Below are 23,348 nucleotides of genomic sequence, written 5' to 3'. Positions count from 1 at the left end.
CACGGAGTCAACCAATGAAGAAGGCCTTCACCCAAACCTTGATGGAACTGCGCGGCGGCGCCGTCGTCGAGGAAGCCACCAACGAACTGAACACGCTGGTCGCTATGGTCCGCGATACCGGCAAATCCGGAAAGATCACGATCACCGTCGAGGTGAAGCCGTTCGCCAAAGTGCAGGACGCACTCGAGGTGACCGGCAAGGTGGTCGCCACGCTGCCGAAGGAAAAGGAGTCGGCCGAAGTGTTCTTCCCGACCGTCGAAAACAACCTGTCACGCCACAGCGAACGCCAGACCGAGTTGCCTGGCATTTCGCTGGCTGACAGCCGTACCGCAGCGCACGGCTAATCGGCCGGCACGCTACCTCTCAATCTCACTTTCACACGGATAACCCATGTTCAACGAATTCCACGGCGAAAAAGACGCGTCAGCCATCCTCACAGCCGGCATTGCACTCGCTGGCCCGCACAAGAGCCCGCTCAACGATGGCGTCCCGTTCGTCGTCGTGCCAGAAGGCTGCAGGGTCGAGCATGTGTTCGAACGCGAGGAAAGCCCTTCGCGCGCGGTCGGCATCGTCAAACTGCGCGACGCAAACAGCTTCGTCGCGTACTTCAATCGCCAGAAGCGTTCGGAAAGCCTGATTTACGCTTCGCTCGATCCGGCCAAGATCCTCGGCGTTATCGACGATCACCGCGCTTACAGCACCGAATTCACGAATGAAGACGGTGCGAACTGGCGCGCATACCGCGTTGAGTTTGCAGTGCCCGCGTCGCGCGAATGGAAGACGTGGACTGGGAAGGATCGCCAGCCGATGACCCAGCTCGAACTTGCCGAGTTGATCGAGGACAACTTGCCGGACATCGTCAGTCCGGACGGCTCGACCATGCTGAGCGTTGCGCTCAACTTCGAAGCCAGCAAGGAAGGTAATTTCGTCTCGGCAACGCGCCTGCAGGACGGCAGCACCAACTTCGTGTGGAAGGAAGACGTCAACGCGACCGGCAACAAGATCGCGATGCCGTCGAATATCACGTTGGAGATCCCGGTATTCGAAAACGGCGCGAAGTACGCTATCGACGCCCGCATCAAATACCGCGTGCAAAACGGCACCCTGAAGATTTGGTACGAGCTGGTGCGCCCGCACAAAGTGCTCGAAGCCGCATTCCGCGCGATCTGGGCACAGATCGAAGAGCAAACCGCAACGAAGATTCTGCTCGGCTCCCCCGAGTAAGCGCTCCGGCGGCTCCCAGGGCCGCGGCTTTGTGGGCGCTGTACTGGCCCACTCTTTTTGGATACCTGACATGAGCTACGTGACGATGGATCACGCAGGATGGGTCGAAAGCAATATGCGGTATGGCAAGCAGCGCGAACTCAAGAGCCATCCGCTGAAGCGTCCGCGCGATGTCACAAAGGGCTATCGCGCGGCGCCTGACGAGCTCTCACCGTTCCTGCGAAACGTGTTCAACATCCTCGGCATGGTCGGCGGCGGAATCTACAACGCGCCGATCGCGTGGGATGCAGTTCGCTGGAAAGGCTGGGCGAACGGGATCGCAGTCCCCTGGAAGAGTGATCTGGCGACGTGGGACTTCAACGGCCTGACGAAGCTGGTTTTCCTGTGTCACGAAGCGCGCATCCGTTGCGAGATCCGTTCCAACGGATTCCACGGACTGCTGCTCTGCTTCTGGCCGCGCAAAGCTGAAGGCTGCATGGCGACTCGTCACCCGAACCTCGCCGAAGCCGTCGAGGCGTTTCGCGAATACCTGGGCGAAGGTCATTCGATCGTCTATCGCGATGAGCAGGCAGAAGTGAAGCAAGAGGTGGCGGCATGAAAGAGCGTCCGATCCTGTTCAGCGGCCCGATGGTGCGCGCTCTGCTCGACGGCAGCAAGACGCAGACGCGACGCGTCGTGAAACTACCGCATAACAACCGGCTCGGCGTATGGGAGCCGACGACATTCGGCGGTCCCAACGACGGCCACACGGCCGAAGGCGACACAGTTCCTCTGCAAGGCGCGATCTGGCATACGCGCACGGGCGACAGCCTCATGTGCCCGCACGGCCAGCCGGGTGACCGACTGTATGTGCGTGAGACGCATGAAGTCAATCGCATCGGCTTCGAGGAAGGTCCGAACACACCCGCGCGTCACTACGCAGGCGTCAAGTATCAGGCCGATGACGGACGCGCCGAATTTTCGATCTCGCAAGCGCTGTATCGGAATCTGGATTCGAAAGAAAGTCGCGGCTGGACTCCGTCGATCCACATGCCGCGCTGGGCGTCGCGCATCACGCTCGAAGTCACTGGCGTGCGCGTCGAGCGGCTGCATGACATCACCGATGCAGATGCCCTTGCCGAAGGCGTTGATCGCACGAACACGAGCATTCCCGGCTACGCACGCGAGCGCTTTGTTCGGCTGTGGACGTCGATCAACGGAAACGAATCCTGGACGGCCGACCCTTGGGTGTGGGTCGTCGAGTTCAAGCGAGTCACCTGAATGACCGGTCTCGAATGGTTTGCTCTCGCCGTATTAGGAGCGATAGCGGTGGGTACGGGTTTGGGTGTTATCACCGCGAGATCGCGTCGAAAGTAGTTTAACGGCGGTCCGATTGGATCGCTTTTCCAAGGAGATGCAATGCAACAGCTTCAGATTCCCCCGCTGGCCGAAGGCGAAGTGTATGTCGGCGCGATCGGCGACAAGAACGGTGATTTCCACCACGTGATCCTGCTGCCGAGCGATAACGACGGCGCCACCTTCGAAGCGCAACTCGAATGGGCCAAGAACATCGGCGGCGATTTGCCGAACCGCATTGAGCAAGCCATGTTGTTCGCCAACTTTCGCGACCAGTTCCAGAAGGATGCCTACTGGTCGAACACGCCGGATACCGATCCCGGCTATAGCGGTTGGGCCTGGTTTCAGCACTTCCTCAACGGTAACCAGTTCATCAGCCCCAAGTACCACGAGCTCCGCGCTCGTGCCGTCCGCAGATTGCCCATTTAATCATTCAGTAATTTTCAAGGAGCAGGAGCAATGACGATCACGCTTGAGGCCATCAAGGCCGAACACACGAAGGTCGCCGAGATGATCGCGGCTTTCGAGAAGCAGGCAGCCATCGAGTACCACATCAAGGCAGCAACGATCACGCTCGCGGCTGGCGAACGCTATGCAGGGTTGGTGCTTGGCGAGAACGGCGAGGCCGACTATCACCTCGTATTACTGCCGGGTGAAGCCGAGGACGTTACGTGGGAAGCCGCTGGTAAGTGGGCGGCAGATCTCGGTGGTGTATTACCGACCCGCCGCGAGCAGTCGCTGCTGTTCGCGAACCTGAAGGGAGAGTTCCAGTCGGCCTGGTACTGGTCGGGGCAGCAACACGAGAAAGAGAGCGGTTGGGCCTGGTCTCAGCACTTCAACTGCGGTACCCAGACCAGCGACCGCAAGACCAACGAGCTCCGCGCTCGTGCCGTCCGCAGATTAGTCATTTTGTAATTTAGTCATTTAACAGCATGGCCATCCATACACAGCTTCCCATTTACAAGGTCGCGTACGACTTGCTCGACGTGGTCACGGATCTGGTCAAGAACATGCAGCGCGATTTCAAACGATCCATCGGCGAGAAGATCAACGTCGAGTGCATTGAGATCACGGTTCTGGTATTCCGTGCCAACGTCGCGCAGGACAAGTCGCCGCACCTTACGGAGTTGGTCGAGCGACTGGAAGTGATCAACCTGCTGGTCCGCCTTGCGATGGACAAGCGGCTCATTTCCCGTCATGGCTACGCCAAAGCCATCGAACTCACGACGATCATCGGAAAGCAGGCAAATGGATGGCGTCGCGCCGCAACTCGCCCGCTTCACGGAGGTCAAGGCCGCCATGACTGAGCGAACTTTCAATCTGGTCGTGCCGCTGGCTCACGAGGCCACCGCCATGCGCACCATGGGTACCGACCGCCGGCGTGCGGATCGGTCCAGCGCAGTTTCCCGACTGAGCAATCGGCCGGGCGACGTAGATAGCACGAACAATGCGGTTGGGCCTGGTATCAGAACTTCAACAACGGTAACCAGAACAACAACCACAAGAACAACGAGCTCCGCGCTCGTGCCGTCCGCAGATTGGAACGCACATGCTGGCTTCACTTTCACAGAACTTGCCGAGGCCTATTTCGACTGTCGGCGTACGAAGCGCAACAGCGCCAGTGCGCTGACCTTCGAAGCGAACCTCGAACGCAACCTGCGCCGTCTCTTCGACGAGTTGGCCGACGGCAGCTATGCGCCCGGCCGCTCGATCTGCTTCGTGATCACGCGACCGAAGCCGCGCGAAGTATGGGCGGCAGACTTCCGCGATCGCATCGTGCATCACCTGCTTTACAACCGGATCGGCCCGCGCTTCGAGAAGTCGTTTATTGCGGACTCGTGCGCGTGTATCCCGGCTCGCGGCACGTTGTACGCAGCCCAGCGCCTCGAGGCGAAGATCCGGAGCGTCACGCAGAACTGGTCGCGACCCGCGTATTACCTGAAGTGCGACCTCGCGAACTTCTTTGTCTCGATCGACAAGGACATTCTGCGCGGCCTGCTACTCGCCAAAATCTCCGAGCCATTCTGGGCATCGCTGACCGAGCTCGTGTTGATGCACGATCCACGCGCCGACTTCGAATTCCGAGGCGATCGCAGGTTGCTCGCCCGCGTGCCGCTGCACAAGCGCCTGGTGGAGCAGACGGCGAATCGCGGACTGCCTATCGGAAACTTGTCGTCGCAGTTTTTCGCGAACGTCTATCTCGACGTGCTGGATCAGCACGCGAAGCATCAGCTTGGCGCGCGGCACTACATCCGGTACGTGGACGACTTTCTATTCCTGCACGAGTCGGCGGACTGGCTCAACACGACGCTGGCCGACGTCGACGCGTTCCTGCCGGAGCGTCTCGGCGTTCGGCTGAACCCCACGAAAACGATCCTGCAGCCGGTCGCGCGTGGCGTTGACTTCGTCGGGCACGTCATCAAGCCGTGGGCGCGCACGACGCGTCGACGCACGGTCAGCGAGGCGCTTCGGCAAGTCGCCAGCGTCAACGAACAGGACTTCCTGCAGGTCACGAACAGTTATTTTGGCCTGCTCGGGCAGGCGCCAGCGAGCCATCACGACCGCGCGCGGCTCGCCAATGTGGTCCGGCATCGTGGCCGCGCCGTCAACAAAGCATTCACGAAATCCTATCGGGGAAACTGCGCATGAATGCTATGGCTATGAGAACGCAACCGGCATTACTCGCAGTCACGGCGACCGCTACTGCTGCGTGTCTGTCCATCCTCGCAGGCTGGCAGCGCGGCGGATGGATAGCGGAGCGCGCGTTGTGGATCGCCGTCGGCGTGGTGGTGGTTGTAGCCGCTCACCTGCTCCCTGCCCTCTGCCGTTCGCGTGGTTGGCGTCTGCGGATGGTCGGTGCGGTGCTGTGGATCGCCTGCATGGCGGCTACCTGCTACGGCCATGCCGTTTTCTTCGTGATGGCACAGAAGCACGCTGGCGAGCTGCGCGCCGCGGCGGTTCCGGCGGTCGTGACTCACGGCCGCGGCTTGGCTGAGATCGCCGCCGACCGCGCCGACACTGTGGCGCGACTGGCCCGGGTAACAGAACGCCGGTGCGGTGACCGCTGCGCGACGGTCCGAATTGAGCGCGCGACGCTGACCGCCCGGCTTGATGCCCTAGGCGTCGAAGCGGTCGAGGCAAGGCGCGCCGAGACAGCCCAAGACAGCGCCGCCGCCGCGCGCGCCGCAGCGATGGCTGACCCGGTGACTGGTGCGCTGACCGCATTTGGTCTGCCGGTCGCGCACGCCGACCTGATTGCCGGCCTCGCGTTCGCTGCCGTGCTCGAAGGTGTCGCCTGCTTCGCCTGGCTGCTCGCGCTGCGCCCCGCTGAAGTGGCGGGAATCGCGGCAACGCCCGTCACACAAGGCAGTCACGCCGTCCCGGTCACAGCAGTAACGGATTCCAGTAACGCAGTAGCGCCGGTGGAGTCACCCGAAACCGAGAGTCCTGATGACGTTACTCGGGTGCGGGAAGCAGTCGCCGCCGGCACGCTGCGAGCGACCGTGACCGAGATCCGGAAGTTTCTCGGATGCTCGCAGACCAAGGCTGCGGACATCCGAAAGCAGGTAGCACCCACATGAAGCGAGATTGCTCGGATTGCATTCACAGCACTCTATCCCGCTACCCGGAGTGCAAGCACCCAAAGAATCTGCGGCCTGACCTATTTGGCGACAACCCGATCTTCCGCCTTTGCGAGTCGCATCGTGGTTTCGGTGGCGAGGAAGAAAAGCTGATGCCGTCGATCTGCGGGAAGTCCGGGCGATGGTTCGATAACGGAGAGAAGTGAGGGCGCGGCGCATGAGGTTTTTCACTGGCCTTCACCAGCCGTCAGACGCAAAGCACTTCGACGGCGCGTTCATCAGCAAGAACAGGCTGAAAAAGCGCAAGTCGGGTTTCGTGGTCGGCGACTGGATTCTGGATTCGGGAGCCTTCACAACGATCCTGACGCACGGCGGCTATCCGGAAAGCGTCGAGGTCTACGCAACAGAGATAAAGCGCTGGTCGAAGAACGGGAATTTGTTGGCCGATGTCGCACAGGATTACATGTGCGAGGCGCACATGCTGAAGCTGACGGGCAAGACGATTCTGGAACACCAGCAGCTCACGATCGAACGGTATGACGCCCTGATGCAATGCGACGTTGGCGGCGTCTACATCATGCCGGTGTTGCAGGGCTACGCGCCAGAAGATTACGTGCGGCACATCGAGATGTACGGCGATCGGCTGAAGCAAGGCGCATGGGTTGGAGTCGGATCGGTTTGTAAGCGCAACGGCGACCCGCGCGCGATCGAGCGCGTGCTGATGGCGATCAAGGCAGCGCGGCCGGATTTGCGCTTGCACGGCTTCGGGCTGAAGTCCACGGCGCTTTCGTCGTGGATTGTGAAAGACCTGCTCTACACGGCCGACTCGATGGCGTGGAGCTTCGCAGCGCGCAAGCAGGGGCGCAATGCAAACGACTGGCGGGAAGCGAAAGCATGGACAGAACGAATCAACAGCCGGCCGCCGCCGGCGCAGCAAGGGTTATTTACAGCGGAGGAGCTATGCACGATGTAGCTGAAACGATCGGCGCGCGCCTCAGGCGATTGCGCACTGACGCGCGCCTGTCCGCTTCAGAGGTGGCCCGGCGGATACACATGAGCCAAACCTATGTCTGCGAAGTGGAGCGAAACGAACACCTTCCTGGGCTGACGATGGCCGCCGATCTGGCGAAGCTGTTCGGCGTCAGCCTCGATTACATCGCCGGTCTGACGGATCGCGAAATCAACCCTTACGTGAAGTACCAATGACCATGACCGCCCCCACTAACAAGCTCGACGGAGCGATGATGACCCAGCTACAGCAATATGTGTTTCTCGAAGTCGGCGACGAACAGCTGGCGTCCGATGAAGTGTGGGGCGGCTCGAAGTGGGTTCCGAGTAGCCCGGCTTACGTCGGCCACAAGTATCAGGACGGCATGCCTCCCATTCGCCGCGCCATCGCCCTGCTATCTGCAAGCAAACCTGCCGCGCCGATTGCTGCAATGTCGGCGGATGAATGTGCGCAGGATGTGTATAAGCACGGGCAGTCCATTGGCCTGTTCGACATCCCCAAAGAAACTGCCAACGCAATTTGTGCAGGGATAACGTCCATCACGGGCGCCCGCGTGGACTGGCATTACATCGCGGGCCGCGTCCACATGAAGGCACTCGCCGCATCCCCTGCCGCGCCAGCGCAATCGGCGGAGCCGGTGGCGCTTACAGCGTTACGCCAGCTTGAGGATGCATGCGACAAGATCGCGAGCCTCAGAACGAGAGAACAATATCTTTCGATGATCGACGGCGGCCAGCAAGACGCGCTTATCGAACTCGACAATGCACGGATGTTCGCGCGCAACGCGCTACGCGGTCCCGCCGCCCCGCAGCCAGCACAGACTGCCGTGGTGCTGGACGATGAGCGGGAGCACCTGCGCGATGTCTTTCGCGGCCTGGACAGTGCGATATACAGCACGAAGCCATACGAGGCAGCGCAGCACGCCAACAGACTTCGCAATCTTGTGTTCGAACCAAATGGCTTGCTCGAACGCGCCGCATCCCCGCAACCTGCACAGACGGATCGACTGTTGATTTGGGACGCAATATGCAGTCTATCGATGCGCGCCGACGAACTGAAGGCGTCGAATACATCGCCTGATGGCACATGGTGCGATGCTGACGAAGAGGCTACATACGACGCTGAAGTTACTCTCATTGAACGATTGCGCGCCCTTCACGCCGCGCTGCCAGCAAGCGGAGGTGATCAACACCGGGCGCAGGAGGGGTGATGGCCGCACTCCTATTCATCGATCCCAACGAGGTCTTCAATGTCGCGCTGAACGAGTTGACGGGCCTCTTCGGTCGCATCGTTCATGGTTTTAGCCTGGAGAGGCCAGCGTGTTAGTTGACCAAGAAAATCATCGCCGCGGTAGACCATTGCGACGTAGGCAAAGCCGCCAGTGTCGATCTTATTCGTCATTACAAGCGTCACGTCGTAGGTGCGTTTTTCGCCGCGCTTGCGTGTGTACTGGAATTTCATCTGAGCCCCCCTTTAAAGAATCGCCATCCTAGCACCGGCAGGAGTTTTTTCGCGAAACCATACCAACGCAGAAGCACAACGAATGACTGAACACACGCGCAAACACTGGGGAGTGAAATGGCAGCAGTACTAGATCATCCACTTGAATTGACCGACGACGAACTGGTTCGGATGACAGGTTATCGCCGACCGGGCAAACAGATCGAGACGCTAAAGTCGCTCGGCATACCCGCGCGCCGGCGACCGGACAACACCGTCCTCGTCATGCGCGTGCATTGCCTCTATCCGGTGGGCGCACCCGAGCGCGCAGCGAACGACCGGCCAAAACTTAAATCCATCTCGCGCAAGAAATGAATCGACGTCGCAAAACTCACCGCGGGCTGCCGCGCCGCGTCCAGGCGAAACACGGCGCGTATTACTTCTTCGCGCCGGCGCCGATCCGAAATCCGTGGACCGGGAAGATGCAGACATGGATTCGCCTGTGCTCGATGGCTGACGGCGAGCCTGTGATGTATTCCAAGCTCGGCGAGCTGATGGGCGACCGCAGCCTCGTGGATGGGACGATGCCGAGCCTTTGCGTTGACTGGAAAGACCGCAAGCTCGACAGATTCAGCGACGAAGTGCAGAAGGAGTATCGGCGCATGGCCGACGTGATCTCGACCGCCTTCGAGGAATACACGGTCGCCCAGGTCACGACGAAGGACTGCGCCGACTTCCTGCGCGACAACTTCCGGACGAAGCACAACACCGCGCAGAAGTACGCCAACGTGCTGAGAAAGATGTTCAAGTTCGCCATCAGCGAGCGCGGCTTTCGCCAGGACAATCCGTGCGACCAGCTCGACCTCTCGGACTATCAGACGAAGCGCCGCGAAGTGCTGCCGGCGCACGCAGCCATCAAGGCGATTCGCGATGCAGCGTTGATCGGCAAAGACGGGTTGCCGACCGAGTCGGGCCCGATGTTCCAGTGCATCGTCGATATGTCTTACCTCGTCTGGCAGCGAGCCATCGACGTGCGCATGCTGCTCGAGACGCAGATCACCGACACAACGATACGGTTCAAGCCCTCGAAGACGGCTGGCACCAGCGGCAAGGTGCTCGACGTCGAGATCACTCCGCAGATCCGCGCCGTGATCGATCGCGCGAAGGCGATCAAGAAGAAGTATCTGATCATCAGCCCGTACCTGTTCCCCACGCAGAAGGGCGGAGCTTATTCGAAGACGGGCCTTCATTCGATGTGGCGCCGCGCGAAGGAACGCGCCAGCGTGACCGATGGCATCCAGTTCAAAGACCTGCGTGCGCTCGGCGCAACCGATGCGGCAAAGGCTGGCAAGGGACGCGCGGAGATACAGACACGACTCGCGCACACGACCGGGAAGACGACAGAGATCTACATCAAGGAGGCTATCCCGGAGACGTCATCGCTCGACCTGAAACTGCCGTGGTGACGCTCGGAGTTTTAGACAAACGTCTAATATTCTGTCTAAAAACCACTGTACGAACGCACAGTGAGGCGGGAAATGAAAAAGCCGCAACGCCTTACGGCGTGCGGCTTTGATCTTGGTCGGGGCGAGAGGATTTGAACCTCCGACCACCTGCACCCCATGCAGGTACGCTACCAGGCTGCGCTACGCCCCGAACAGCTAAAAATTATAACAGACACTTCATTCGATTAGAACCGCCTCGTGCTAACAAAGGGGACTAATGGCCCAACAAATCGATAACGTGCAGCAATTCCTTGCGCAATTGCTCGACGTCCACCGTGGCGGCGGTTGTGGTTGCCGCCGGCATCGCTGCGCCCTCGCCTTCCTCGACCATATCGGCCGGCGCACCGTGCGCTCCGCCGCCATGTGAATCGAGCCGGTTGCGCGCGCCATTGATCGTGAAGCCCTGCTCATACAACAACTCACGAATCCGCCGGATCAGCAGCACCTCGTGATGCTGGTAATACCGGCGATTGCCGCGCCGCTTGACCGGCCTCAACTGCGTGAACTCCTGTTCCCAGTAGCGCAAGACATGCGGTTTCACGCCGCATAGTTCGCTGACCTCACCAATCGTGAAGTAGCGTTTCGCCGGAATCGGAGGCAAGACGACTTTTTCGATCGTCGCTGTCATCGTCAGTTAGCCGTCGTGGTGGGTTGCGCAGGAACGCGCCAATCGATCAGCGCGTGAAGCTCGCTTCAGCGCCGTTCTCGACCAGCGCCTTCAGCTTTTGACTTGCATGGAACGTCACAACGCGGCGCGCGGCGATCGGAATCGCCTCGCCGGTCTTCGGGTTTCTGCCAGGACGCTGGGGTTTGTCGCGCAACTGGAAGTTGCCGAACCCCGACAGCTTCACGCTGTCGCCACTCTCCAGCGCGTCGCGGATCACCTCGAAAAACGCTTCGACCATGTCTTTCGCTTCCCGCTTGTTGAGCCCGACATTGTCGAACAGCAACTCAGCAAGTTCCGCCTTGGTAAGCGTCGGCGTTTCAGTGGAAACGACGGCGGGTGATGTCGGAATTTCGCGAATCATGGCGCTGCGTTGCGCCGTAAGAAGGGCTTCGAAATCACTCGAGTTCATTTCATTCATATCTATCAAATGGCGCGCCAAGCGGAAAACAATGGATGCGGAAACAGCCGTGCAATTGTTAAATGCGGGTTATCCGCGCAACCGTGCGCCATATACTCGAGCCAGACGTTCCACCAGAGTTTGAATGGCCAGATCGACCGTTTCATCCTGAAGGGTTCCGCCAGTATCTTGCAAGGTCACACGGAACGCAAGGCTTTTCTCGTGAGCGGCCAGACCACCGGAAGTGTTTGATTTTGGACGGAATTCGTCGAAAAGCGCAACCTTCTGAACAGTCTTGCAGGCGGGTTCGGACTGGGCCTTCTGAAGCTCGTCCAGCAGTGCCTGAACCTCGATTTTCTGATCGACGACCACGGCGATATCACGACGCACCGGCTGGAATTTAGACACTTCCGACGGAGTGGGCAATACGCGCTGCATTAATGCTTCCGCTTCGATTTCAAACAGAATCGGCGCATGCGGTAAATCATATTTTTGCATCCAGCGCGGATGCAATTCGCCAATCCAGCCGACTGCGCGGCCATTCAGTTCGATACGCGCGCTGCGTCCCGGATGCAGCGCTGGATGCTCCGCTTTGACGAAGCGCGCGACCGCCGGTGCCAGCACGGCTTCCAGATCGCCCTTCACGTCGAAGTAGTCGGCCGTGCGCGTCGTCGCGCCCCACTGCTCTTCGAGCGCGGAACCGTACGCGAGGCCGCCGATCATCTTCGGTTGCGCGAAGCCTTCGACCGTCAACTCGCCGGCCTTGATCGACGGATCGTGCAGGAACACACGACCGGCTTCGAATACGCGCACGCGATCCGCCGCACGACGGTTCAGGTTCGTACGCAGGACGTGGATCAGGCTGCCGAACAGCGTGGTGCGCATCACCGACAACTGGCTTGCAATCGGATTCAGCAGACGTACCGGCTTGTCGTTGCCGGCGAAGTCCTGCTCCCACTCGGCGTCGACGAAACTGAAGTTCACCGTTTCCGCGTAGTCGCGAGCGGCGAGCGCGTGACGGATCACGTGGATCGAACGCTGCGTCTCGTTGGTCGCGCGCATTTCGCTGGTCGCGACCGGCGGACGCGCCGGGATTTTCTCGAAGCCGTAAATGCGCGCGACTTCTTCGATCAGGTCTTCTTCGATTTCGATATCGAAGCGATACGACGGCGGCATCACGGAGAACGTATCTTCATCACGCTCGAACGACAGGCCGAGGCGCGTGAAAATCTGCGCGATTTCGTCCGCTTCGATCTTGATGCCGATGATGCGATTCGCACGCGAGACACGCATCTTCACGGGCTCACGCTTCGGCACGTTGACGATCTGATCGTCGACAGGGCCGGCTTCGCCGCCGCAGATGTCGAGAATCAGTTGCGTGATGCGTTCGATATGATCGACCGTGGTCGCATAGTCGACGCCGCGCTCGAAGCGATGGCCAGCGTCGGTCGAGAAATTGTATTTGCGCGAGCGGCCGCGAATGCTGTCGGGCCACCAGAAAGCGGCTTCGAGATAGATGTTGGTGGTGTCGAGCGTGACCGCCGTGCTGTCGCCGCCCATGATGCCCGCGAGACTTTCGATGTGCTGCTCGTCCGCGATCACACCAACGGTTTCATCGAGCTCCACCGTGTTGCCGTTCAACAGCTTGAGCGTCTCGCCCTTGCGGCCCCAGCGCACATCCATGCCGCCGTGGATCTTGTCGAGATCGAACACGTGCGACGGACGGCCCAACTCGAGCATCACATAGTTTGAGATGTCGACCAACGCGGAGATGCTGCGCTGACCCGAGCGCTCCAGACGCTCGACCATCCACTGCGGCGACCTGGCGCGCGCATTCACGCCGCGAATCACGCGGCCCGAGAAACGGCCGCACAGATCGGGCGCCGAGATTTTGACGGGCAGCGTCTCGTTGAGCTTGACTTCGACCGGCTTGATTTCCAGCGGACGCAACGGCGCGCCGGTGATCGCCGAAGTCTCGCGCGCCACCCCGAACACCGACAGGCAGTCCGCCTTGTTCGGCGTCAACTTGATCTCGAAAACGGTGTCGTCGAGATTGAGCGTTTCGCGGATGTCCTGGCCGATCGGCGTAGCTTCCGGCAAGACCATCAGGCCGCTATGATCTTCGGAGAGCTTCAGTTCGCGTGCCGAGCACAGCATGCCCTGGCTTTCCACGCCGCGCAGCTTCGAGAGCTTGATCTCGAACGGCGCGCCGCCCTCTTCGGCCGGCGGCAGTTGCGCGCCGACCAGCGCGACCGGCACCTTGATGCCGGGCGCCACGTTCGGCGCACCGCACACGATGTTCAGCGTCGCGCCCGTACCGGCATCGACCTGACACACGTTGAGCTTGTCCGCGTCCGGGTGCTTGACGACTTCCAGCACCTGGCCGACGACGATCTTCGAAGTCGGCGGCGCGGCCGGCCGCAGGTCTTCGACTTCGAGACCCGCCATCGTCAACGCGTGCGACAGTTCATCGGTCGTCAGTTGCGGATCGACAAAGGTTCTCAGCCAGGATTCCGGGAATTGCATGGTTCTGTGTACGTTCTGATCAGGTTAGGTCCACGTCCGGCAGTGCATTGCGTGACTCGGTGTTCAGGAGAATCGCCAGTCACTGCCGGGGACGCTGTGGCGGCATGCACTGCGTGCCTTGCCGCGCTCTATGCTTGTCGCGTTCGACCGCGTCGGTTCAGGCGAATTGACGCAGGAAACGCAGATCGTTTTCGAAGAACAGACGCAGGTCTTGCACGCCGTAACGCAACATGGTGAGCCGCTCGAGGCCGCTGCCGAAAGCAAAGCCGATGTAACGTTCCGGGTCGAGGCCCATGTTGCGGATCACCGTGGGGTGAACCTGGCCCGAGCCCGAAATTTCGAGCCACTTGCCGGCGTTCTTGCCCGTTTCGAACAGCATGTCGATCTCGGCCGACGGTTCGGTGAACGGAAAGTACGACGGACGGAAGCGCACGAGAATGTCGTCGCGCTCGAAGAATTTCTTGAGGAAGTCGGTGTAGACGCCCTTCAGATCCGCGAAGCTGATGTTCTCATCGATCCACAGGCCTTCGACCTGGTTGAACATCGGTGAATGCGTCGCGTCGCTGTCCACACGGTACGTGCGGCCCGGCACGATCACCTTGATAGGCGGCGTGTTGGTGCGCGCGTAGCGGACCTGCATCGGGCTGGTGTGTGTGCGTAACAGCAACTGGCGGCCGTCGGCATCTTTGCCGTCGACGTAGAAGGTGTCCTGCATGGAACGCGCCGGGTGATTTTCCGGGCTGTTCAGCGAGGTGAAGTTATACCAGTCGGTTTCGATTTCGGGGCCGTCGGCCACGTCGAATCCGATCGTGCGGAAAATCTGTTCGACGCGCTCCCACGTGCGCATCACCGGGTGCAGGCTACCTGCGCCGGTGCCGCGGCCCGGCAGCGTGACGTCGATGGCTTCAGCGGCGAGGCGCTGATTCAGCAGCACGTCGGCGAGCGCCTGACGGCGGGCCGTCAACGCGGCTTCCACTTGTTGCTTGACGAGGTTGATCCGTGCGCCTTCGGTCTTGCGCGTTTCGGGGTCGAGTTTGCCGAGGCCCTTCAATAGCTCGGTCAGCGCACCCGATTTGCCGAGAAAGCGCGCTTTCTCGTTCTCGAGGGTGGTGACGTCGGAGGCTTCTGCGAAGGCTTTTTGCGCGTCGGCGACAATCTGGTCCAGATCCATTGATCCCATCATTTCAACGTCAGTTTTCAATCGAAGCAAACTGGTTCTACCAACAAAAACGGGGCTCGGTAAGGAGCCCCGTTTTTGCTGCAGCGTCACCGAGACTACCGGATGTTCGCTGCAACGAACCACGCAGTGTTAATTGCCAAAAGCGCAATCAGGCTGCAACGGCGGCTTTCACCTGCTGAACGATCGCAGCAAAAGCAGCCTTGTCGAACACAGCCATGTCGGCCAGCACCTTGCGGTCGAGTTCGATCGAAGCCTTCTTCAGGCCGTTGATGAACACGCTGTACGTCATGTCGTGCTGACGCACCGCCGCGTTGATACGCGTGATCCACAATGCACGGAACACACGCTTCTTGTTGCGGCGATCGCGGTAGGCGTATTGGCCTGCGCGCATGACCGCCTGCTTGGCGATGCGATAGACGTTATTGCGACGGCCGCGGTAACCCTTGGCCAGCTTGATGATCTTCTTGTGACGGGCCCGTGCGGTAACCCCACGTTTTACTCGAGGCATGTCTTGCTCCTATGAGTTTCGGTTAAGGGTTAAGCGAACGGCAGCATTGCGCGCACGGAGTTCATATCTGCATCATGAACTGCCGTCGAACCGCGCAAATGGCGTTTGTTCTTGGTGGTCTTCTTGGTAAGAATGTGGCGCTTGAAGGCTTGACCGCGCTTGACGGTACCGCCCGGACGCACCACGAAGCGCTTTGCAGCACTCTTCTTGGTCTTCATCTTCGGCATGACAACTCCATTATTTGATGGATATGGGTGTGCGGTCGGCCATTGGCCATTACCCGCCCTTCGAAACCCACTCCACTTGGTATGCAGACCGCCTGAACCGCCGGCAGCCGCTTTTCGGGAAGCGACGCGCATTGTACACACGTCGCTCCGAAACCTGCTGACAACCGCACCGGACACCCGGCGCCGCATCGTCTTCGTCTTTCACAACCCGTCTTTCACAACCGGAGCACGCACCACGTGATGCGCCGCCACTCCAGCGGGTTACTTCTTTTTCTTCGGAGCGAGCACCATGATCATCTGGCGCCCTTCCATTTTCGGCATCTGCTCGACCTGACCGACTTCGTCGAGGTCCGTGCGCAGGCGCTCGAGCATGCGCATACCGATTTCCTGGTGAGCCATTTCGCGGCCACGGAAACGCAACGTGATTTTCGTCTTGTCGCCGTCGTCGAGGAAGCGGATGAGGTTGCGCAGCTTGACGTTGTAGTCGCCGTCATCCGTGCCCGGACGGAATTTGACTTCCTTGACCTGGACGATCTTCTGCTTCAGCTTGGCCTCGTGTTGCTTCTTCGCTTCCGAGTACTTGAACTTGCCGTAGTCCATCAAGCGGCAAACTGGCGGAACCGCTTGCGGAGCGATTTCGACCAAATCCACGTCCTGCTGTTCCGACATGCGGAACGCATCAGCGAGTTTCACGATGCCGAGTGGTTCGTTCTCGACGCCGACCAGACGCACCTCGGGTGCCGTAATTTCACCGTTGATGCGGTGCGCAGACTTATCAGTAGCGATGTTACGTTTCCTCTAAAAATTAAAAAACGAGCCGGGCTGCCAAGTGGCTCAATTGAACGACTGCACGTCCTGGCGCAGACGCTCAATGAAAGTGTCGGGAGGCATCACGCCCAGATCGACACCACCACGGGCACGCACGGCTACTGTTTGGGCTTCACGCTCTTTGTCGCCGACCACAAGCAGGTACGGCACCTTTTCCAGCGTGTGCTCGCGTATTTTATAGCTAATCTTCTCGTTGCGCAAATCGGCCTCTACTCTAACCCCTTGTTTTTGCAACGATTGGGCTAGAGATTGCGCATATTCGGTCTGACTTTCCGCGATATTCATCACGACGACCTGCATCGGAGCAAGCCATGCGGGCATTGCGCCAGCATGGTGCTCGATCAGAATGCCGAGGAACCGCTCCATTGATCCGACGATTGCACGGTGCAGCATGATCGGACGTCGACGGCTGTTATCTTCAGCGACATATTCAGCGCCCAGCCGCTCCGGCAGCACCATATCGAGCTGCAACGTGCCGCATTGCCACGAGCGACCAAGCGCGTCCTTGATGTGATACTCGACCTTCGGGCCGTAGAACGCACCCTCGCCCGCCAATTCTTCCCACGTCACGCCGCAGGCCGTCAGCGCCTCGCGCAGACCCTGTTCCGCGCGATCCCACGTCTCGTCCGTACCGGCGCGCGCATCCGGGCGCAGCGACAGCTTGATCTCGACATTGTCGAAGCCGAAATCCTTGTAGACGCTCATCGCCAGCGTATTGAACGCGATCGATTCGCTGATGAACTGGTCTTCGGTACAGAAAATGTGCGCGTCGTCCTGCACGAAGCCGCGCACGCGCATCAGCCCATGCAGCGCGCCCGACGATTCATTACGGTGGCACGAGCCGAATTCCGCGTAACGCAGCGGCAGATCGCGGTACGAGCGCAGCCCGTGGTTAAACACCTGCACGTGACCCGGGCAGTTCATCGGCTTGATCGCGTAGTCGCGCTTTTCCGATTCCGTCGTGAACATGTTTTCACGATAGTTTTGCCAGTGGCCCGACGCTTCCCAGAGCGAGCGGTCCATGATCATCGGCGTCTTGATTTCAAGGTAGCCCGCATCGTTCACGCGACGGCGCATGTACTGCTCGACCTGCTGCCACAGCGTCCAGCCGCGCGGATGCCAGAACACCATGCCCGGCGACTCGTCTTGCATGTGAAACAGATCGAGCTGCTTGCCGAGCTTGCGGTGGTCGCGCTTCTCCGCCTCTTCGAGCATGTGCAGATACGCTTCCTGGTCCTCCTTCTTCGTCCAGGCCGTACCGTAGATGCGCTGCAATTGTTCGTTCTTCGAATCGCCGCGCCAGTAGGCGCCCGCGACCTTCATCAGCTTGAAGACCTTCAGCTTGCCAGTGGACGGCACGTGCGGACCGCGGCACAGATCGGTGAAACCGCCGTGCGAGTACAGCTTGATTTCGTCGCTGGCGGGAATCGATTCGATGATCTCGGCCTTGTACTTTTCGCCGATGCTCTTGAAGTAGTCCACCGCTTCGTCGCGCGACACCACGCGACGCGAAACCGGCTCGTCTTTCTTCGCGAGTTCCTGCATGCGCTTTTCGATCTTCTCGAGATCTTCCGGCGTGAAGGGACGGTTGTACGCGAAGTCGTAGTAGAAGCCGTTGTTGATCACCGGGCCGATCGTGACCTGCGCTTCCGGATACAGATCCTTCACCGCGTACGCGAGCAAGTGCGCCGCGGAGTGACGGATGATATCGAGACCGTCTGCATCTTTCTCGGTGACGATGGCGAGTGCCACGTCGTGATCGATCAGTGCGGACGTATCGACCAGCTCACCGTCGATCTTGCCGCCGAGCGCGGCTTTCGCGAGGCCGGGGCCGATCGACGCGGCCACTTCGGCGACGGTCACCGGATGCTCGTACTGTCGAACAGAACCGTCAGGCAGACGTATCGAAACCATTGCGTTCTCCGTGGTGCCGACCGGCGGCGGCACATACAACCAGGTCAAAAAAGCCAAAAAAAATGCGGCCCCGCTTTCGAGGGGCCGCATTCACATTTTCTGCAAACTACATTGGCGAAAGTGGTCCTCGACTAGCGTCGCTCCGAAGTGGTTTCGGTCAACGTTCGCGGTGTCATAACCGTATTCGCCTTTTGCGCCGAAGGCGCTTACTGCAGTTTGCGAAACCCCGGCAAAACCGGAATTTCTCTTTCGTTGGTAGGCTCGATTGGACTCGAACCAACGACCCCCACCATGTCAAGGTGGTGCTCTAACCAGCTGAGCTACGAGCCTGAAGAAACGAGATTATATGGAGCCCCACACCGCTTGGCAAGTACTTTTATGCACCGACTTTAAATTTCTACTCACGCGCCTGGGCGCGTCCAGCGGATGCGTCCACTGGACTCGCGTATCAACTTTTACGTGAAGCGCGCACCACGCCCGTGACTTCGCCGAGCAGCGTACACGCGCGCTGAATCTGCGCCGCACTCGACACCTCGACGGTAAATTGCATGAACGCAGCGTTACGGCGTGTCTGCGTCTTCACGCCGATCACGTTCATTTTTTCGCGCGCGAACACTTCGGAAATGTCGCGCAGCAGGCCCTGCCGATCCGTTGCGTCGATCGAGAGATCGACGGGATAGACCGACTGGCCACGGCCGCTCATCACCTCAGCCGACCACGCCGTTTGCAACACGCGCTCGGGCGCTCTTTCGGCCATGCGGACGAACGTCGGGCAATCGCTGCGATGAATCGACATGCCTTTGCCGCGCGTAACGAAGCCGCAGATATCGTCGGGCGGCGCAGGCCGGCAGCAGCGCGCGAGTTGCGTGAGCAATGCATCGACGCCGACCACCAGAACACCCGTGGACGCGCCGCGCGCCACGCTCGCGCCGCTGCTGCGCTTTTCGAATTGCTCCGGCGCTTCGACCACCGGCTCCGGCGGCGGCGCATCGTGCAGCGCCTGCTCGACGAGCCGCAAACTGAATTCTTCCTTGCCCACCACCGAGAAGAGATCGTCGGTGGTTTTGAAGCCGAGCTTGGCCGCGAGCTGATCGAGATTGACCGAGGTCTTGCCTTCACGCTGCAAGGTTTTTTCGACCATCGCGCGGCCGCTCGCGATATGTTCCTGCACTTCGACCGCGTTGAACCACGCGCGCACCTTCTGCCGTGCGCGCGGACTTTGCAGATAGCCAAGTTGCGGGTTGAGCCAGTCGCGCGACGGACCGCCCTCCTTCACCGCAACGATCTCGACCGTCTGACCGTTTTGCAACGGCGTGTTCAACGGCACCATCGCGCCGTCGACGCGCGCGCCACGGCACCGGTGCCCCAGTTCGCTATGCAGGTGATACGCGAAGTCGACAGGCGTGGCGCCGTGCGGCAACGGAATCACCCGCGCCTGCGGCGTCAGCACATAGATATGGTCGTCGTCGAGCGTGGCCTGGCGCAGTTGTTCCCACGGCTGCGCTGCGCGCTTCTCGCCGTGCTCGCCCTCGGAGACTTCGTCTTTCCACGCGAGCAATTGACGCAGCCACGCGATCTTCTCGTCGTACTTCTCGTTGGCGGCGAACTGGCCGCCATAACCACGCGTGCCGGCTTCCTTGTAGCGCCAATGCGCCGCCACGCCGTATTCGGCGAACTGATGCATCTCCTGCGTGCGGATCTGCACTTCGAACGCGCGGCCGTCGTCGCCGATCACCACCGTGTGCAGCGACTTATAACCGTTCGGCTTCGGCCGCGAGATGTAGTCGTCGAACTCTTTGGGCACCGGCTGCCACAGGTTATGCACGATGCCGAGGACCGTGTAGCAATCCTTGATGTCCGGCACGATCACGCGAAATGCGCGCACGTCGTAGAGTTCGGCGAAATCGAGTTCCTTGCCGCGCATCTTGCGCCAGATGCTGTAGATGTGTTTTGGCCGGCCGCTCACCTCCGCGCGAATATGCGCCGCGGCCAATTCCTTTTGCAGCCGTTCGATAGCCTGCGCGACATAGCTCTCGCGCTCGACGCGCTTCTCGTCGAGCAGCTTGGCAATGCGCTTGTAAGTCACCGGCTCTTCGAAGCGCAACGCGAGATCCTCGAGTTCCCACTTCAATTGCCAGATGCCCAGACGATTGGCGAGCGGCGCATAGATATCAAGCGTCTCGCGCGCCACGTCCGGTGAAGGCGTGATTTTCGCCGCCGCGTAGTAACGCAGCGATTGCAGGCGTGACGCAAGCCGGATCAGCACCACCCGAATATCCTGCGCGAAGGCGAGCAGCATCTTGCGCAGCGCCTCGACCTGCGCGCGGCGCGCCGCCTGGGCATCGCGCCCGGCTTCGGGCATGGCATTCTGCGCGGCTCGCAGGCTCACCGTGCCAAGGCGCAGCAGCTTGCGCACATCGCCGACCAGTTGCGCGACTTCCTCGCCGAAATTGTCGGCGATCACGCGCTCCGGGTCTTGCAGGTGCGGCGTCAACGCAAACAACGCCGCCGCCAGTACGGCCGGCGGATCGACGTTCAGCTTGCGCATGATCGACGCCGTACCCGCCGCGTGATCCGCCAGCATTTCGCCCGACGACAGCCGCACCTCGCCCGCATGTTCGCGCACGAACGCCATCGCTTCATCGAAAGACGGAAGGGGGTTCGGCGTGCTCGTAACGGTTTCGGTATTCATGGTGCGACGGCCCACCGGGCCAGACGATTCAACGGAATTTCAACAACACGTGCCGGGTTTAGCTGCGCTGCGCGGCGACCACGCAGATTTCGACGAGGCACTTCGGATTGGCGAGCTTGGCTTCGACGGTGGCGCGCGGCGGCGTGGCGCCTTGCGCGACCCACTCGTCCCACACGGCGTTCATGCCGGCGAAATGCACCATGTCCGCGATGTAGATCTGCACCGACAGCAAATGCGACTTGTCGCTGTTCACTTCGCCAAGCAGACGGTCGATGTGGCCGAGCACTTCGCGCGTCTGACCCGTGATGTCCTGATCCGCGTCTTCGGCGATCTGGCCCGCGAGGTACACGGTGCCGTTGTGCACGGCGATTTCCGAGAGGCGCTTGCCGACGTGGTGACGAATGACTGCCATGGCGAATCCTGTGTTGGTTTGAAAATTGATCGGAGATGCGGTCCGCATCGCGCCCCGTCAAGGACGCCGAGCGGAACTGGATATTATGACGCGTCGGCGGCCGGTCCGATAAAGAACTGCCTCGCGACATCGATCTGATCGGCCGACAGAAACGCCGGCGCATGTCCGACGCCGGCGATTTCCGCGCTCGACACCGCACGCCCGGTCTCGACCATCTTCGCAACGGTTTCACGCGAGAGCAGATCCGATAGCTCGCCGCGCACCACCAGCACCGGTCCCTGGAACGAGGCCAGCGAATGCCACAGCGCAGCCTCACCGAGCCTGGACGCTTCCTCGGTGGTCGCGGTAAAAGGCTGTGCGATACGCGGGTCGTAACGGAACAGCCACTTGCCGTCCTGTTCGTGCAGAAGCGGCGTGTTGATCTCGCGCCAGTCGTCCGGCGTGAGCGGGCCAAAAGTCTGCGCCAGCAAGGCCGCGTAGTCGATGCCTTGCTGCAACGTTTCGAACTGCACGGGCTTGCCCAGATAGTCGCCGATGCGCTGCACCGCGCCAGGCTCCAGATGCGGCCCGACATCGTTCAGCAACATTCTGCGAATTGGCGTTTCCGGCAGGCCGGCAAGTCCAAGCCCGATCAGGCCGCCCATCGAGGTGCCGAACCAGTCCACCGTCTCGACATTCAGGCGCGCGATCAACGTGACCATGTCGGCGACGTATTGCGGGATCGCATAGAAGTTGGGGTTGGCCAGCCACGATGACAAGCCCCGCCCCACGACATCCGGACACACCACGCGGTAAGTGCCGGCGAACTCCTCCGCGAGGCGGTCGAAATCGCGCCCTGATCGGGTCAAGCCGTGCACGCACAGCAGCACGCGCGGATTGGCCGGGTCGCCCCACTCGGTGTAGGCGATACGGTGCAAGCCACTAGCGCTCGCGCACTGCACATAGCGTTGACGCGGCGCGAGTCGCCCGGTGGCGGAAGCGGACGTGATTTCGGTCATCTGGGTTCCTTGCAAAAGCGCTGCGGATTTGGCCTGGGCACAGCAGAGATCGATATGCGTCCAATCTTCGAACGATTGTAAACCGCTTTGCCGCGCGGTAAGAGTCGGCCGGATGGCATAGGACGGCTCGGACCGAATGTCCGCGGCACAAAACAAAAGCGGGCGAGGCTCTCGCCTCGCCCGCCTGGAAACCGCCGCGCCTGCGGCTCAAACCGGCCTCATACAGCCTCAGACCGCTTCAGACGGCCTCACAGCACGCCATTCAACTCACCGCGCTCACATCGAGCGGCGCGCCCGTCTTCGCCTTGATTTCGTCGATGCTCACGCCCGGCGCCAATTCGGTCACCTTCAGCCCATCGTCCGTGACTTCGATCACGCCGAGGTCGGTGATGATCTGATTGACCACGCCCACACCCGTGAGCGGCAGCGTGCATTCTTCGAGGATCTTGTGCTGGTCGCCCTTCGCGACATGCTCCATCAGCACGACCACGCGCTTGACGCCGGCGACCAGATCCATTGCGCCGCCCATCCCCTTGATCATCTTTCCCGGGATCATCCAGTTGGCCAGATCGCCCTTCTTGCTGATCTGCATCGCGCCCAGAATCGCCAGATTGATGTGGCCGCCGCGAATCATCGCGAACGAATCCGCCGACGAGAAAATCGACGAACCCGGCAGCGTGGTCACCGTCTGCTTGCCGGCGTTGATCAGGTCGGCGTCCACTTCCTCTTCGGTCGGCGACGGGCCGATGCCGAGCAGGCCGTTTTCCGACTGCAGCCACACTTCGACGCCCGCCGGCACGTGATTGGCCACCAAAGTCGGCAGGCCGATGCCGAGGTTCACATAAAAACCGTCCTGCAATTCCTTCGCCGCGCGCGCGGCCATTTCGTCACGAGTCCATGCCATG

General features: G+C 60.6%; 27 protein-coding genes and 2 tRNA genes. 14 read left to right on the top strand and 15 right to left on the bottom strand.

The window, feature by feature from the left end:
• The first annotated feature begins 14 nt into the window (after nucleotides 1-14).
• From RI103_RS06090 to RI103_RS06035, 12 genes are all read left to right on the top strand, one after another.
• The gene (locus tag RI103_RS06090) at nucleotides 15-344 is read left to right on the top strand and encodes a hypothetical protein (RefSeq protein ID WP_310814468.1); all 330 of its coding nucleotides are present in this window, start codon (nucleotides 15-17) and stop codon (nucleotides 342-344) included.
• A 46-nt stretch (nucleotides 345-390) separates the two neighbouring features.
• Nucleotides 391-1,224, top strand: coding sequence for a DUF2303 family protein (locus RI103_RS06085; RefSeq protein WP_310814467.1), 834 nt, complete (start codon nucleotides 391-393; stop codon nucleotides 1,222-1,224).
• A gap of 31 nt (nucleotides 1,225-1,255) precedes the next feature.
• Complete coding sequence (locus RI103_RS06080; protein WP_310814466.1) at nucleotides 1,256-1,822, top strand: hypothetical protein; 567 nt, start codon at nucleotides 1,256-1,258, stop codon at nucleotides 1,820-1,822.
• Nucleotides 1,819-2,484, top strand: coding sequence for a hypothetical protein (locus tag RI103_RS06075; RefSeq protein WP_310814465.1), 666 nt, complete (start codon nucleotides 1,819-1,821; stop codon nucleotides 2,482-2,484). Before RI103_RS06080 ends, RI103_RS06075 begins: the two co-directional genes overlap by 4 nt.
• Nucleotides 2,485-2,622: 138 nt before the next feature.
• Nucleotides 2,623-2,988 carry a DUF1566 domain-containing protein gene (locus RI103_RS06070; protein WP_310814464.1) on the top strand — a complete coding sequence of 122 codons (366 nt, stop codon included), beginning with the start codon at nucleotides 2,623-2,625 and terminating at the stop codon, nucleotides 2,986-2,988.
• A 30-nt stretch (nucleotides 2,989-3,018) separates the two neighbouring features.
• Nucleotides 3,019-3,474: a DUF1566 domain-containing protein gene (locus RI103_RS06065; RefSeq protein WP_310814463.1), complete on the top strand. Its 456-nt coding sequence runs from the start codon at nucleotides 3,019-3,021 to the stop codon at nucleotides 3,472-3,474.
• A gap of 17 nt (nucleotides 3,475-3,491) precedes the next feature.
• Nucleotides 3,492-3,866, top strand: coding sequence for a four helix bundle protein (locus tag RI103_RS06060; protein ID WP_310814462.1), 375 nt, complete (start codon nucleotides 3,492-3,494; stop codon nucleotides 3,864-3,866).
• A 217-nt stretch (nucleotides 3,867-4,083) separates the two neighbouring features.
• Nucleotides 4,084-5,208 carry a reverse transcriptase domain-containing protein gene (locus RI103_RS06055; RefSeq protein WP_310814461.1) on the top strand — a complete coding sequence of 375 codons (1,125 nt, stop codon included), beginning with the start codon at nucleotides 4,084-4,086 and terminating at the stop codon, nucleotides 5,206-5,208.
• A 116-nt stretch (nucleotides 5,209-5,324) separates the two neighbouring features.
• Nucleotides 5,325-6,140 (top strand): hypothetical protein, encoded by an 816-nt coding sequence (locus tag RI103_RS06050; protein ID WP_310814460.1) that lies wholly within the window; start codon nucleotides 5,325-5,327, stop codon nucleotides 6,138-6,140.
• A 217-nt stretch (nucleotides 6,141-6,357) separates the two neighbouring features.
• Complete coding sequence (locus tag RI103_RS06045) at nucleotides 6,358-7,113, top strand: hypothetical protein (protein WP_310814459.1); 756 nt, start codon at nucleotides 6,358-6,360, stop codon at nucleotides 7,111-7,113.
• Entirely contained in the window at nucleotides 7,035-7,346 is a 312-nt protein-coding gene (locus tag RI103_RS06040) for a helix-turn-helix transcriptional regulator (RefSeq protein ID WP_310814458.1), read from the top strand. The genes RI103_RS06045 and RI103_RS06040 overlap by 79 nt, the downstream gene beginning before the upstream one ends.
• Nucleotides 7,343-8,359 (top strand): hypothetical protein, encoded by a 1,017-nt coding sequence (locus RI103_RS06035; protein WP_310814456.1) that lies wholly within the window; start codon nucleotides 7,343-7,345, stop codon nucleotides 8,357-8,359. Before RI103_RS06040 ends, RI103_RS06035 begins: the two co-directional genes overlap by 4 nt.
• Before the next feature lie 11 nt (nucleotides 8,360-8,370).
• Here RI103_RS06035 and RI103_RS06030 read toward each other — a convergent pair whose 3' ends face one another.
• The gene (locus RI103_RS06030) at nucleotides 8,371-8,610 is read right to left on the bottom strand and encodes a hypothetical protein (RefSeq protein ID WP_310814455.1); all 240 of its coding nucleotides are present in this window, start codon (nucleotides 8,608-8,610) and stop codon (nucleotides 8,371-8,373) included.
• Between the two features lie 117 nt (nucleotides 8,611-8,727).
• On the opposite strand from RI103_RS06030, the gene RI103_RS06025 reads away from it, so the two are divergent.
• Nucleotides 8,728-8,964, top strand: coding sequence for a DUF4224 domain-containing protein (locus RI103_RS06025; protein WP_310814454.1), 237 nt, complete (start codon nucleotides 8,728-8,730; stop codon nucleotides 8,962-8,964).
• Nucleotides 8,961-10,055 carry a tyrosine-type recombinase/integrase gene (locus RI103_RS06020; protein ID WP_310814453.1) on the top strand — a complete coding sequence of 365 codons (1,095 nt, stop codon included), beginning with the start codon at nucleotides 8,961-8,963 and terminating at the stop codon, nucleotides 10,053-10,055. Before RI103_RS06025 ends, RI103_RS06020 begins: the two co-directional genes overlap by 4 nt.
• A 113-nt stretch (nucleotides 10,056-10,168) precedes the next feature.
• Here RI103_RS06020 and RI103_RS06015 read toward each other — a convergent pair.
• The 14 genes from RI103_RS06015 to RI103_RS05950 all read right to left on the bottom strand — a co-directional run bounded on the left by RI103_RS06015 (nucleotide 10,169) and on the right by RI103_RS05950 (nucleotide 23,347).
• Nucleotides 10,169-10,245 (bottom strand) — tRNA-Pro (locus tag RI103_RS06015).
• A 63-nt stretch (nucleotides 10,246-10,308) separates the two neighbouring features.
• Complete coding sequence (locus tag RI103_RS06010) at nucleotides 10,309-10,722, bottom strand: MerR family transcriptional regulator (RefSeq protein ID WP_310814452.1); 414 nt, start codon at nucleotides 10,720-10,722, stop codon at nucleotides 10,309-10,311.
• A gap of 46 nt (nucleotides 10,723-10,768) precedes the next feature.
• Nucleotides 10,769-11,179: an integration host factor subunit alpha gene (locus RI103_RS06005; protein WP_012433735.1), complete on the bottom strand. Its 411-nt coding sequence runs from the start codon at nucleotides 11,177-11,179 to the stop codon at nucleotides 10,769-10,771.
• A 69-nt stretch (nucleotides 11,180-11,248) separates the two neighbouring features.
• Nucleotides 11,249-13,684, bottom strand: a complete 2,436-nt coding sequence (gene pheT, locus RI103_RS06000; protein WP_310814451.1) for a phenylalanine--tRNA ligase subunit beta — start codon at nucleotides 13,682-13,684, stop codon at nucleotides 11,249-11,251.
• 157 nt (nucleotides 13,685-13,841) lie between these two features.
• A complete protein-coding gene (gene pheS / locus RI103_RS05995; protein WP_181196504.1) occupies nucleotides 13,842-14,855 on the bottom strand; it encodes a phenylalanine--tRNA ligase subunit alpha in 1,014 nt (337 codons plus the stop codon).
• A gap of 157 nt (nucleotides 14,856-15,012) precedes the next feature.
• Complete coding sequence (gene rplT / locus RI103_RS05990) at nucleotides 15,013-15,372, bottom strand: 50S ribosomal protein L20 (RefSeq protein WP_006052502.1); 360 nt, start codon at nucleotides 15,370-15,372, stop codon at nucleotides 15,013-15,015.
• Nucleotides 15,373-15,401: 29 nt separating this feature from the next.
• Entirely contained in the window at nucleotides 15,402-15,599 is a 198-nt protein-coding gene (gene rpmI / locus RI103_RS05985; RefSeq protein WP_012433738.1) for a 50S ribosomal protein L35, read from the bottom strand.
• A gap of 261 nt (nucleotides 15,600-15,860) precedes the next feature.
• Nucleotides 15,861-16,385 carry a translation initiation factor IF-3 gene (gene infC / locus RI103_RS05980; protein WP_074263967.1) on the bottom strand — a complete coding sequence of 175 codons (525 nt, stop codon included), beginning with the start codon at nucleotides 16,383-16,385 and terminating at the stop codon, nucleotides 15,861-15,863.
• Between the two features lie 48 nt (nucleotides 16,386-16,433).
• Nucleotides 16,434-18,341: a threonine--tRNA ligase gene (gene thrS / locus RI103_RS05975; protein ID WP_310814450.1), complete on the bottom strand. Its 1,908-nt coding sequence runs from the start codon at nucleotides 18,339-18,341 to the stop codon at nucleotides 16,434-16,436.
• A 253-nt stretch (nucleotides 18,342-18,594) separates the two neighbouring features.
• Nucleotides 18,595-18,671: transfer RNA gene (locus RI103_RS05970), tRNA-Val, on the bottom strand.
• A gap of 118 nt (nucleotides 18,672-18,789) precedes the next feature.
• Nucleotides 18,790-21,033: a bifunctional (p)ppGpp synthetase/guanosine-3',5'-bis(diphosphate) 3'-pyrophosphohydrolase gene (locus RI103_RS05965; protein ID WP_310814449.1), complete on the bottom strand. Its 2,244-nt coding sequence runs from the start codon at nucleotides 21,031-21,033 to the stop codon at nucleotides 18,790-18,792.
• A gap of 58 nt (nucleotides 21,034-21,091) precedes the next feature.
• The gene (locus tag RI103_RS05960; protein WP_310814448.1) at nucleotides 21,092-21,445 is read right to left on the bottom strand and encodes a RidA family protein; all 354 of its coding nucleotides are present in this window, start codon (nucleotides 21,443-21,445) and stop codon (nucleotides 21,092-21,094) included.
• 83 nt (nucleotides 21,446-21,528) lie between these two features.
• Nucleotides 21,529-22,443 (bottom strand): alpha/beta hydrolase, encoded by a 915-nt coding sequence (locus RI103_RS05955; protein WP_310814447.1) that lies wholly within the window; start codon nucleotides 22,441-22,443, stop codon nucleotides 21,529-21,531.
• Nucleotides 22,444-22,705: 262 nt separating this feature from the next.
• On the bottom strand, nucleotides 22,706-23,347 hold the full coding sequence (locus RI103_RS05950; protein WP_310814446.1) for a CoA transferase subunit B: 642 nt from the start codon (nucleotides 23,345-23,347) through the stop codon (nucleotides 22,706-22,708).
• Nucleotide 23,348: the final 1 nt, after the last annotated feature.

The sequence above is a fragment of the Paraburkholderia sp. FT54 genome, assembly GCF_031585635.1.
In the GTDB taxonomy this organism is placed as follows: domain Bacteria; phylum Pseudomonadota; class Gammaproteobacteria; order Burkholderiales; family Burkholderiaceae; genus Paraburkholderia.
This window is presented reverse-complemented; position numbering and strand designations above follow the sequence as displayed.

What these genes read in the sequence shown, in the direction of transcription:
- RI103_RS06065 (WP_310814463.1), top strand. Translation starts at nt 3,019, where the DNA reads ATGACGATCACGCTTGAGGCCATCAAGGCCGAACACACGAAGGTCGCC.
- rpmI (WP_012433738.1), bottom strand. Translation starts at nt 15,599, where the DNA reads ATGCCGAAGATGAAGACCAAGAAGAGTGCTGCAAAGCGCTTCGTGGTG.
- RI103_RS06075 (WP_310814465.1), top strand. Translation starts at nt 1,819, where the DNA reads ATGAAAGAGCGTCCGATCCTGTTCAGCGGCCCGATGGTGCGCGCTCTG.
- RI103_RS05950 (WP_310814446.1), bottom strand. Translation starts at nt 23,347, where the DNA reads ATGGCATGGACTCGTGACGAAATGGCCGCGCGCGCGGCGAAGGAATTG.
- RI103_RS06040 (WP_310814458.1), top strand. Translation starts at nt 7,035, where the DNA reads ATGGACAGAACGAATCAACAGCCGGCCGCCGCCGGCGCAGCAAGGGTT.
- RI103_RS06090 (WP_310814468.1), top strand. Translation starts at nt 15, where the DNA reads ATGAAGAAGGCCTTCACCCAAACCTTGATGGAACTGCGCGGCGGCGCC.
- RI103_RS06035 (WP_310814456.1), top strand. Translation starts at nt 7,343, where the DNA reads ATGACCATGACCGCCCCCACTAACAAGCTCGACGGAGCGATGATGACC.
- RI103_RS06025 (WP_310814454.1), top strand. Translation starts at nt 8,728, where the DNA reads ATGGCAGCAGTACTAGATCATCCACTTGAATTGACCGACGACGAACTG.
- RI103_RS06060 (WP_310814462.1), top strand. Translation starts at nt 3,492, where the DNA reads ATGGCCATCCATACACAGCTTCCCATTTACAAGGTCGCGTACGACTTG.
- thrS (WP_310814450.1), bottom strand. Translation starts at nt 18,341, where the DNA reads ATGGTTTCGATACGTCTGCCTGACGGTTCTGTTCGACAGTACGAGCAT.
- RI103_RS05955 (WP_310814447.1), bottom strand. Translation starts at nt 22,443, where the DNA reads ATGACCGAAATCACGTCCGCTTCCGCCACCGGGCGACTCGCGCCGCGT.
- RI103_RS05960 (WP_310814448.1), bottom strand. Translation starts at nt 21,445, where the DNA reads ATGGCAGTCATTCGTCACCACGTCGGCAAGCGCCTCTCGGAAATCGCC.
- RI103_RS05965 (WP_310814449.1), bottom strand. Translation starts at nt 21,033, where the DNA reads ATGAATACCGAAACCGTTACGAGCACGCCGAACCCCCTTCCGTCTTTC.
- RI103_RS06045 (WP_310814459.1), top strand. Translation starts at nt 6,358, where the DNA reads ATGAGGTTTTTCACTGGCCTTCACCAGCCGTCAGACGCAAAGCACTTC.
- pheT (WP_310814451.1), bottom strand. Translation starts at nt 13,684, where the DNA reads ATGCAATTCCCGGAATCCTGGCTGAGAACCTTTGTCGATCCGCAACTG.
- rplT (WP_006052502.1), bottom strand. Translation starts at nt 15,372, where the DNA reads ATGCCTCGAGTAAAACGTGGGGTTACCGCACGGGCCCGTCACAAGAAG.
- RI103_RS06030 (WP_310814455.1), bottom strand. Translation starts at nt 8,610, where the DNA reads ATGAAATTCCAGTACACACGCAAGCGCGGCGAAAAACGCACCTACGAC.
- RI103_RS06070 (WP_310814464.1), top strand. Translation starts at nt 2,623, where the DNA reads ATGCAACAGCTTCAGATTCCCCCGCTGGCCGAAGGCGAAGTGTATGTC.
- pheS (WP_181196504.1), bottom strand. Translation starts at nt 14,855, where the DNA reads ATGGATCTGGACCAGATTGTCGCCGACGCGCAAAAAGCCTTCGCAGAA.
- RI103_RS06010 (WP_310814452.1), bottom strand. Translation starts at nt 10,722, where the DNA reads ATGACAGCGACGATCGAAAAAGTCGTCTTGCCTCCGATTCCGGCGAAA.
- RI103_RS06020 (WP_310814453.1), top strand. Translation starts at nt 8,961, where the DNA reads ATGAATCGACGTCGCAAAACTCACCGCGGGCTGCCGCGCCGCGTCCAG.
- RI103_RS06085 (WP_310814467.1), top strand. Translation starts at nt 391, where the DNA reads ATGTTCAACGAATTCCACGGCGAAAAAGACGCGTCAGCCATCCTCACA.
- RI103_RS06005 (WP_012433735.1), bottom strand. Translation starts at nt 11,179, where the DNA reads ATGAATGAAATGAACTCGAGTGATTTCGAAGCCCTTCTTACGGCGCAA.